This window comes from Microbacterium sp. (assembly GCF_051953575.1).
Lineage (GTDB): Bacteria > Actinomycetota > Actinomycetes > Actinomycetales > Microbacteriaceae > Microbacterium.
In genome coordinates this window covers 1-9117 of record NZ_JBQCIP010000261.1, presented here as the reverse complement: position 1 = coordinate 9117, position 9117 = coordinate 1, and the positions used below count along the sequence as shown (strand labels likewise).

Genomic DNA, 9117 nt, shown 5'->3' with positions numbered 1-9117 from the left:
GCCCGCCGACCCGTGCGGGGGCGACGGGGGGGGGGTCACCCCCCGCCTGACGGCGGGGCGCGGGGGGGCCCCGCCGGCCGCCGCCGCATCCCGTACGGGGGACGGGATGCTCAGTCGCTCGTCGCGGCACCTCCGTTCGCGATCGTCAGGGACGACGTCTCGTGGCAGCTGGCCGCGATGTGCCGCTGCGCCGGGTTGTCACTGTGGTAGCTGACCTGCCACGAGTAGCTCCCCGAGGCGGACACCGCCGTCGTGTTCGCCGTCGAGCCCGTCTGCGGCGACGGCCCGTCGAGCGATGCGGTGGTCGTGTAGACGACCGCGCCCGTGCAGTTGTTCGTCGCGAACAGCGTGAAGGTCACGGTGCCCTTGACGTTGCCGCCGGCCGCAGCCGACACCGTCGCCGAGTCGTTCGGCACCCACGTCTGCGCCGTGGTCATCGACGACGGCACGGTGTTCACCGTCACGTCCTCGTTGCCGTCCGTGCAGTCGCCGTTGTGCGTCAGACCGTTGGTGTTCGGGGACGAACCGCTGTACACGGCCACCCAGTGGTACGTGCCCGGGTCAGTGGGCACGAACGCCGGGGCGTTCGAGTACGTGTTGTCACCGCTCACCGTGACCTGGCCGGACGTATAGGCGGGCGTGCCGCTGCACACCGCGCCCGGGCCGTAGGCCTTGAACACGATGTTGCCACCCGCGGGCGTCAGGTTCTGCGGCGCCGACGTCTCGATGATGTTCGCGGTCGGCTGCGTCGCCGTCCCCGACAGCACCGCCTGGTCGCTCACCGCGTTACCGAGGACCACGTCGTCGCTCGCGGTGGTCGACAGCGTCGGCGTCACCGGCGTCACCGTGAAGCACTCCCCCGCGCTCGAGTCCTTCGAGCTCGGAATGCTGTTCGCGGCGTCGCCGGAGAACTCCGCACGCCAGCAGTACCGGCCCGCAGACGTCACCCATGCGCTCGGAGAGAGCACCGTCACCGGATACGACGCACCGCTGAGGCTCGTCGGGCCGATGTGGGTGCCGCCGGTGTCGCACGTGCCGGAGTCCTTCTTGCAGAGCCAGAAGTCCACCGAGCCGGCCGGTGTGGCATTGCCGCCGGTCACGCTCACCAGCGCCGAGTCCTTCACCTGGAGCACGCCCGTGCCGATCGAGGCCGTGCCGCCCAGGGGCAGCCCGTTCGAACCGGACGGAGTGGTCACCGTCGTCGAGCTGCAGTTGCTCAGCGAGATCTTCTGCAGGACGGTGTCCTTGTAGTCCGCGGTGTCGGAGTTTCCGGTCACCGTGCTCGGGATCACGTTGGCGAACGCGAGGCACGCCCCACCCGATCCCATGCCGTTGTCGGTGAGGTTGATCGCCGCTTCGCCGCGGAACCCATCGGCGCTGAACTTCGCGTCATAGGTGCCCGCGGGCAGCTCGCTCAGCGGGCTCAGCGTGAGGTTGGGCGCGGTGCCCGACCACGTGCGGACGTACAGTTTGGTGCTGCCACCCTGCTGGTCCCACAGGATCATGAAGTCGCCGGCCTGACGGTTCGCCCACGGATTGCAGCCCGCGATGAGCTGGGCTTCGGTTGCCGTCCCATAGGCGCACGCCGCGGGAGCCACATTCTTCATGAACTCGTAGGCGATGAAGCCGCTGCCGGTCTCCTTGTCGCGCTGCCACGCGAAGTACAGGTAGTCCTTGTTGCTGACGCGCTGCGTCGCGAGCCAGACCTGGTTCAGGTCGACCTGAGCGTTCGGGTTGGTGAGGTCGAGCGTGGGCAGGGCGTCGTTGTGGATGACTCCGATCTTGGTGGTGCTCGAATTGAGCGGCCCGAGCTCTTTCGTGTTGCCGTTCGGGTCGGTGTAGGAGGTCGCGCCGGCATCCGGCACGTTCCCGTCGATGTTGTATGGGCCGACGACCGCGGCCGATGCCGCCGACGCTGCGCCGACGATCACCCCCACGACCAGACAGCCGGTGATTCCCGCGGCGAGCGCACGCTGCCGCATCCCTCTGCGCATGGCTTCCCCTTTCCCCAGGCCATTGCTGGCCCTAGGCTAGGAACCGCGTGGGGACGTGACCATCGGGTCTTGGCGCGGGGAGTCTGGGGAAACTCCTTAGGGCGCCCGTTCCAGCGAGGCACGCGATTTCGGGGAGGGAATCGTGGGCACGGAAGAGTCATTCGCCCTCGTGGTCGCCGGAGACCATGTGAGATCCGATTATGTGGCGCTGCTGCGCCGTCTCGGCCTGCCGTCAGCGGCGTTCGCCAAGTCGATGGATGCCGCCAACGCGCTGAACGCGACGCCGCCGGCCGTCGCGATCCTGGAGGTGGAGGACGGCGGCTGCGCGTTCCTGCGCGAGCTGCGGGACCGGTACGGACCCGACATGCCCGCGGTGCTCGTCTCGGCGGAGCGCGTGACGCCCGCCGACGTCGTTGCGGGGCTGCTCGTCGGCGCCGACGACTACGCGGCGGAGAACATGGACGCCGAGGAGTTCCTGGCACGCGTGCGCCGCCTGATCGAGCGAACGAAGCCCGCCCGCAACGCCACCGCCGATCTTCGGCGCCTGTCGTCCCTGACGCAGCGCGAACGGGAAGTGCTCGCGCTCACGACCGAAGGGCTGACACAGAAGCAGGTGGCGACGGCCATGGGGATCAGCATCAAGACGGTCGGTGCGCACATGCAGAACCTGCTCATGAAGCTCGGTGTGCACTCCCGCATGGAAGCCGTGGCCCTGGCGGCGCGAGCGGGAACCGGCAACGGCGACAGGGACAGCCCGGAGAAGTGATATCCGCCGTGCGGCTTCCCGCACTGAGGGTCAGGTGGCCTGCGACGCGGGGCCGGCCGCGATCAGGGTCCTCAGCGACGCCAGGAAGCGTCCGGCATCCCCTTCGCCGAGCACGGCCAGGTATGCCGTATCGGCTGCGGCGCGGGCTTTCTCGGCGTCGACGATATGCGCCGCACCCGCGTCTGTGAGCGTCAGGACGTTGCGTCGACGATCCTGGGGGTCGCGTCGACGTTCGACCCAGCCCTGCGCTTCGAGCACATCGAGCATGGCGACGATCGTCGTGCGGTCGACGCCGAGCCGCTCGCTCAACGCGATCTGAGACAGTGCGCGGTCACGGGCGATGACGGACAGGAGGGCGAGTTGGCGTGCGGTGACGCCGAACGGCACGAGGGCGGCGTCGACGATTTCGGCAAGTCCGCGGTAAGCCGCCTTGAGCAGGTACCCGAGCCGGTCGTCGAGGGCCGCGATGTCTCCTGTCATGCTTGAATTATATCGTTCACTGATTATCAGTATCACTGACGATATGCTCTCACCCATGGTGACTTTCGGCATCAAGACGACACCCATGCACGTGGACTACGCCGACATCGTCCGCGTGTGGCGCGACGCAGACGAGGAGCCCGCATTCGCCGACGCCTGGCTCTGGGACCATCTGCTGCCGTTGGCCCCGCCCGCGGACGGCCCGATCCTCGAGGGCTGGACGCTCTTGAGCGCCCTCGCCGCGCAGACCGAACGCGTTCGGGTGGGGCTGCTCGTGACGAGCAACCGACTGCGCGGCCCCGCGCTGCTTGGCCAGATCGCGAGCACCGTCGACACGATCTCGGGAGGTCGCCTGATCATGGGCATCGGCGTGGGCGGCACAATCCAGCCGAGCGGCGCCGGGGGTTTCGCGACCAATCCTGCGATCGCCGAGTACGCGGCGTTCGGAGTGGAGCTCGTCCCTCCCCGTGAGGGGGTTGCGCGGCTCATCGAGACGCTCGACATACTCGACCGCATGTGGGCGGGACGCGCCTTCGACTTCGACGGACCGTTCACTACGCTCCGCGGCACCGTGAACGAGCCCCGTCCCTCGCGTCGGCCGCCGCTGCTCATCGGCGGCTGGGGCGATCGGATGCTGCGGCTCATCGCTGAACGTGCCGATATCTGGAACATCCCCGGTCCGCCGCACAACTCGGTCGAGGCGTTCGCCGAACGGTCGGCACGACTGGATGAGCTCTGCGCGGTCATCGGACGCGACCCGTCGCACGTCGGTCGTTCCGTGCAGCTCACCGTGGACTACGACGACCTCTCCGCAACCCGCGCCGCCGGCGCTCGTCTGATCGCTGCCGGCGCCACCCACCTGGTCCTGAACCTTCCGCGGGGCTACCCCGACCACATCGTCCGGCGGCTCGTCACCAACGTGGTCGGCCCCCTCGCGTGATCTGCGGGATGCGCCTCACCGCAGCGCCGTGCGGCTCGTCGCCGTCGCCTCGAGCCGGACGCCGTCGGGTACGAACATCGTGACCACCGGCGGGTGCCAGGTGCCGCTCACCGTGACGCGGGCCGATGCTCCGTCCGGCGACGTGGCCGACACGAGCACCGCTCCGGCGCCGATCTCGGTGATCATGGCCAGGGCTTCTCGCTCGACATCGTCGTCGGACAGCGTCGCGGTCGGCCCGGCATCCGACACCGTAAGCTCGAAGCCGTCCGCTGCCGCGAGGGCGGCGGAGTCCGCGACGGCGTCGAGCTCCTTCTGCGCGAGGTACAGGCTCGTCGCCGCCGTGCACACGAGCACCACCGCGATCGCCAGCACGCCGTACCCCAAGGTCAGCAGCAGGACGCTGCCGTCGTCGTCGGGCGACCGCGGATCGCGTCGGCGCACCGCGCGCCAGAGGCGGACCCTCATCGCTCGCCCCAGAAGCGCGACACCTTCTGTGCCGAGGACGCCTCGACGGGGATCGCCGCCAGATCGTCGAGCCCCAGCACGGGCGGGACGAGTGGCAGGGTGACCTTCGTCCGGACGATGACATGCAGCGTCGCTCCCGCGCTCGGGCACTCGACGCCTGCCGGCGTGCACGACAGCGACAGGTCGACGCCGTCGAGGTCGTACTCGTCCGAGACGGCCGCCAGCACGGCGTCGGCGCGGACGCGGGCGTCGGCCGCATCCGACGCGGTCGATACAGCGCGAGCGATATGCCGGGCCGCCGCCTCGGCGCCGAGACTCTGCCCCTGGACGAGGCCGAGCGAGACGATGAGGTAGACCAGCGGAACGAGCAGCAGCAAGCCGACGAGGATGAACTCCAGCGCCGCCGATCCACGCTCGGAGTCGTCCTGGCCGTCAGCGACCCCGGCCGACGGCCGGTCAGTCGAACGATTCGACAGGCGCATGGGCCTTCACCTCCAGGACGCGCGGCGCCCCCAGCAGCCCGATGAGCGGCAACGTGGTGGTCACGCGCACCTCGACCGCGTCATGGCCGAGCGCCGTCGTCTCGCGCACACGGACGTCGTCCGCGTACTCGGCGCCGACGGTGCGTGTGAGGATGTCGCGCGTGCGGCGCGCTCCATCCTCGAGCGTGGTGTCGGCGAGCGCCGCCTCGTACGCCCCCTCGACCGCCGCGTCGTGCACGACGTTGCGCACGTATACGGCCAGACCGAACTGCAGCACCGCCAGGGTGAGGACCGTCAGGAGCGTGCCCACGAGCACGAACTCGACCGGGCTCGCGCCGGTCTCGTCGCCGAGCTCGGCCCGCAACCGGGCGCGGACGCCCGCCACGAGACGGGCGACGACGGCACGCACCGTCTACAGGCCCGCGCCGGACACGCGCTTGAGCGCCTGATCGAACAGATCGGCGAGAGCAGGTCCTGCGACCGCCCAGATCACCACGACCAGTCCGGCCGTCATCAGCGTGATGAGCACCCACCCCGGAACGTCACCGCGTTCATCGTCGGCGAGGTCCTGGGCGGCGGTGTGCAGTCGCGCGACGAGGCGCAGCATCCGATCTCTCATGATTTCCTTTCCGGCGTCAGCCGAGTCCGAGTCGCAGCATGAAGATCCCCGGGAACACCGCGAACAGCACGCTCAGCGGGAGGATCAGGAACACGAGGGGGAAGAGCATGTAGATCTCTTTACGCCCGGCGCTCTCGATGAGCGTGCGCTTCGCGTCCTCGCGGGCGTCGATGGCCTGCGCCTGCAGCACGTGAGCGAGCGGTGCGCCCCGGTCGATCGCGGCGACGAGCTGGTCGATGGAGCGGGTGAGCGCGGGGATCTCAAGGCCTGCGGCGAGACGCGTGAGCGACTCCGAGAGCGGCGACCCCGTTCCGACCGCGACGACCACGCCCCGCAGTTCGGTCGTGAGCTCCCCCGCCCCGACCTCGCTCACCCGGCGCAGCGAGTCGAGGATGCCCTCGCCCGCCGACAGGCACAGCGACAGGAACTCCAGCACCGTCGGAAGCTCCTCCTGGATGCGGGTCGCCCGAGTGCGCGCGGCTCGCGTGAGCCACGCGTCGCAGCCGAGCGCACCCGCGACCGCGGCCACCGGCGGCAGCAGCCCGAGGGCCGGCGAGCCCCGGCCGACGAGCACGAGTACGACGACGACCACGCCGCCGGCCGCCAGTCCGGTGATCGCCCACGCCAGCTGGCGCACGCGGAAGCGCGCGGGGTCGATGACCCACCCGGCGCGGTGCAGACGCAGGGCGAGCGCGGCGTCGCCACCGGCGAGACGGGCGAGCCGAAGCTGCAGCACGGGCGCCCATGCCCCCGCCGCGGCGCGTCCGCCGGTGACATCGAGGCCGCGCGCATCGGTGACGTCGCGGATGTAGGGCGCGATGCGCCGGGCCAGACTCGGCGCTCCCCAGCGGGGAGCGAGCGAGACGAGCAGGCACACGCCGACGCCGAGCGCCGTGCCGAGCACGATCGAGAAGGCGAGGTCCGTGGTCGTGAACGCCGTCATCCGAACCACCTGCGCGGTTCGGGAAGCCGCCCGAGGCGGAGCATCAGCCGGTAGGCGACGAACGACACCGCGGCGCCGACCAGGATGAGGGCGATCCCCGTCGGGCTGGCATAGGCGCGCGCACCCTCGGGGCGCATCGCGAGAAGAGCCAGGATCACCCACGGCGCCACGACGCCGAGCACCGCCGCACCGCGGATCCACGACTGCCGCGACTCGACCTCGGCCCGCAGGGCGGCATCGGCGCGGACCGACGACGCGAGCGCGCGGAGGACCGCCGTCAGCTCGGTGCCGCCGACCTGGCGGGCCATCCGGAGCGTCTCGACGATGCGATCGGCCACCGGGTCGGCGAGGTTGACCTTGAGTCGAAGGATGCTGGAGTCGAAATGCCCCGAGGCGGCCATGTCGCGCGCGAACGCTCCGAAGGCGGGCCGGAGCTCGGCGGGCGCGGACTCTGCGAGACTCGACACCGCGTCGGGCAGCGACATCCCCGCGCGCACCGACGCGATCAGCAGGTCGCAGACGTCCGGCCACAGTCCCCTGCGGACGCGCATGAGTCGCGAACTGCGGGCGCGCAGCCAGGCGAACGGGGCCGCTGCGCCCGTCGCCGCCGCGACGAGCGCCAGGGCCGGCACGGGCGCGACCAGCCACGCGACGGCTGCGAGCACGACCGCACTCACGGCGGCGACGACCACCAGCGAGATCGGCGATGTGCGCGCCATCCCGGCATCCTCCAGCAGGCGGCTGAGCCTGCTGGGTCGAGCCGGTTCCTCGGCGACGCGTCGCCCCGGCGGCCACAGCCACGGCGACACGATGAGCAGCAGTCCCGCCGCGAGCACCGCTCCCCACACGAAGGTCATGCCGACCCTGCCCGGTAGAGCGTGCGCGCCGCGATGATGCCGTCCTCGACGCCGGTCGGCGCGACGATCTCGACGACTCGTCGTGCGCCGGTCGCGTCGCGTTCGCAGTGGGCGACGAGATCGACGGATGCCGCCACCGCCGGCTGCACGAAGGTCGAGTCGATGTTGCGTCCGGCCAGGAGCGGCAGTGCCGCCAGCTTGCCGAGGGCCTCGCGCGCCGAGTTGGCGTGGATCGTGGCGGCGCCGGGCACGCCGGTGTTGAGCGCCAGCAGCAGATCGAGCGCCTCGGCGTCGCGCACCTCGCCGACGACGAGCCGGTCCGGACGCATGCGCAGCGCCTCCTTCACGAGGCGCCGCAGGGTGACCTCGCCCGTGCCTTCGAGACTCGGCTGGCGTCCCTGCAGCGACACGATGTCGGGCGCGGCGACCGCCAGCTCGAACGTCTCTTCCACCGTGACGATGCGCTGCTCGGGCGCGCAGGCGGCAATCAGAGCGCCGAGCAGCGTCGTCTTGCCCGCGTGCGTGGCTCCCGAGACCAGCACCGATCGACCGCCGACCATGGCGTCACGCAGCAGACCGGCCGCCGCCGGGGCGAGCGATCCCGCCGCGACCAGGCGTCCGAGATCGCGGAACGCGGGAAGGAACTTGCGGATGTTGACCGCCCAGTGGCGCCGTGTGATGTCGGGGATAACCACGTGAAGACGTGATCCGTCGGGCAGCGAGGCGTCGACGAACGGCTGGCTGAGGTCGACCCGGCGGCCGCTGGACTGCAGCATCCGCTCGACGAGATCGCGCACCGCTGTGTCTGTCAGCGTCAGCGGCGTGCGCTCGGCGACGCCGCCGCGGGCGATGAAGACACGGTCCGGCGCATTGATCCACAGCTCCTCGACCGTGGGGTCGTCGAGGTAGGCCTGCAGCGGGCCGTACCCGGCGACCACCGCCAGCACGTCCCGCACGCACGATGCCTCGTCGTCGACGGTGGCGAGTCCCCGTGCGAGGGCGTAGTCGTTGTGACGACGCACCTCGAGCCGCGCGATCTGGGCCGCGAACTCGGGGTCCCGGGTCGGATCGGAGCGCTCGGCGCGCAGACGTTCGCGCACCCGTTCGGCGACGAGGGTCGCTACGGGGGCGGTCGGCGAGGTCACCGGAGCATCCTCGCAAGAAACGCAGATGCGACCGGAAAGTTATCCACAGACGTGCGAGCGTCGGCGGGGTGGAGCAGGATGGAAGTCACCGACGAAGGAGCGACGATGACGCAGAACAAGAAGGACCTCTCCCCTCGGGTGCAGGCGGGCCTCGGGCTCGCCGGGATCGTGCAGGTCGCCTTCGCGTTCCTCGCCTTCTGGGACCTCGCGCACCGCGAGGCCGACGAGGTGCGCGGCCCGAAGGCCGCGTGGATCCCTGCGATCCTCGTCAACTGGATCGGCCCGGCGAGCTACTTCCTGTTCGGCATCCGCCGCTGACGCGACCGGGCCGACCCCGCGACCGATACGGGGGTCAGCCCCACAGCCGATCGTCAGGCGCCTCAGTAGACTGAGAGCCACTCGCGGGAGTGGTGAAATCGGCAGACA

At 70.7% G+C, this 9117-nt stretch carries 12 protein-coding genes; 3 read left to right on the top strand and 9 right to left on the bottom strand.

Going from position 1 to position 9117, the window contains the following annotated elements; translation table 11 throughout:
• Positions 1–110: 110 nt before the first annotated feature.
• Positions 111–1994, bottom strand: coding sequence for a hemagglutinin (locus ACTHNQ_RS16605; RefSeq protein ID WP_440335061.1), 1884 nt, complete (start codon positions 1992–1994; stop codon positions 111–113).
• Positions 1995–2136: 142 nt separating this feature from the next.
• Here ACTHNQ_RS16605 and ACTHNQ_RS16600 point away from each other — a divergent pair, with 142 nt between their 5' ends.
• Positions 2137–2760 carry a response regulator transcription factor gene (locus ACTHNQ_RS16600; RefSeq protein ID WP_440335060.1) on the top strand — a complete coding sequence of 208 codons (624 nt, stop codon included), beginning with the start codon at positions 2137–2139 and terminating at the stop codon, positions 2758–2760.
• 30 nt (positions 2761–2790) lie between these two features.
• Here ACTHNQ_RS16600 and ACTHNQ_RS16595 read toward each other — a convergent pair whose 3' ends face one another.
• Positions 2791–3240: a MarR family winged helix-turn-helix transcriptional regulator gene (locus ACTHNQ_RS16595; RefSeq protein ID WP_440335059.1), complete on the bottom strand. Its 450-nt coding sequence runs from the start codon at positions 3238–3240 to the stop codon at positions 2791–2793.
• Positions 3241–3295: 55 nt separating this feature from the next.
• Here ACTHNQ_RS16595 and ACTHNQ_RS16590 point away from each other — a divergent pair, with 55 nt between their 5' ends.
• Positions 3296–4180, top strand: coding sequence for an LLM class flavin-dependent oxidoreductase (locus ACTHNQ_RS16590; protein ID WP_440335058.1), 885 nt, complete (start codon positions 3296–3298; stop codon positions 4178–4180).
• Between the two features lie 15 nt (positions 4181–4195).
• Here ACTHNQ_RS16590 and ACTHNQ_RS16585 read toward each other — a convergent pair whose 3' ends face one another.
• Genes ACTHNQ_RS16585 through ACTHNQ_RS16555 form a run of 7 tightly spaced genes read right to left on the bottom strand, consistent with a single transcriptional unit; the run spans position 4196 to position 8691 of the window.
• Entirely contained in the window at positions 4196–4645 is a 450-nt protein-coding gene (locus ACTHNQ_RS16585; RefSeq protein WP_440335057.1) for a pilus assembly protein TadG-related protein, read from the bottom strand.
• Positions 4642–5127 (bottom strand): TadE/TadG family type IV pilus assembly protein, encoded by a 486-nt coding sequence (locus ACTHNQ_RS16580; protein ID WP_440335056.1) that lies wholly within the window; start codon positions 5125–5127, stop codon positions 4642–4644. Before ACTHNQ_RS16580 ends, ACTHNQ_RS16585 begins: the two co-directional genes overlap by 4 nt.
• A complete protein-coding gene (locus ACTHNQ_RS16575) occupies positions 5102–5536 on the bottom strand; it encodes a TadE/TadG family type IV pilus assembly protein (RefSeq protein ID WP_440335055.1) in 435 nt (144 codons plus the stop codon). The genes ACTHNQ_RS16580 and ACTHNQ_RS16575 overlap by 26 nt, the downstream gene beginning before the upstream one ends.
• Positions 5537–5539: 3 nt before the next feature.
• The gene (locus ACTHNQ_RS16570; protein WP_440335062.1) at positions 5540–5734 is read right to left on the bottom strand and encodes a hypothetical protein; all 195 of its coding nucleotides are present in this window, start codon (positions 5732–5734) and stop codon (positions 5540–5542) included.
• Between the two features lie 28 nt (positions 5735–5762).
• Positions 5763–6689, bottom strand: coding sequence for a type II secretion system F family protein (locus ACTHNQ_RS16565; RefSeq protein WP_440335054.1), 927 nt, complete (start codon positions 6687–6689; stop codon positions 5763–5765).
• Positions 6686–7546 carry a type II secretion system F family protein gene (locus ACTHNQ_RS16560; protein WP_440335053.1) on the bottom strand — a complete coding sequence of 287 codons (861 nt, stop codon included), beginning with the start codon at positions 7544–7546 and terminating at the stop codon, positions 6686–6688. Before ACTHNQ_RS16560 ends, ACTHNQ_RS16565 begins: the two co-directional genes overlap by 4 nt.
• Positions 7543–8691 carry a CpaF family protein gene (locus tag ACTHNQ_RS16555; RefSeq protein ID WP_440335052.1) on the bottom strand — a complete coding sequence of 383 codons (1149 nt, stop codon included), beginning with the start codon at positions 8689–8691 and terminating at the stop codon, positions 7543–7545. Before ACTHNQ_RS16555 ends, ACTHNQ_RS16560 begins: the two co-directional genes overlap by 4 nt.
• A gap of 105 nt (positions 8692–8796) precedes the next feature.
• On the opposite strand from ACTHNQ_RS16555, the gene ACTHNQ_RS16550 reads away from it, so the two are divergent.
• Entirely contained in the window at positions 8797–9009 is a 213-nt protein-coding gene (locus ACTHNQ_RS16550; RefSeq protein ID WP_440335051.1) for a PLDc N-terminal domain-containing protein, read from the top strand.
• Positions 9010–9117: the final 108 nt, after the last annotated feature.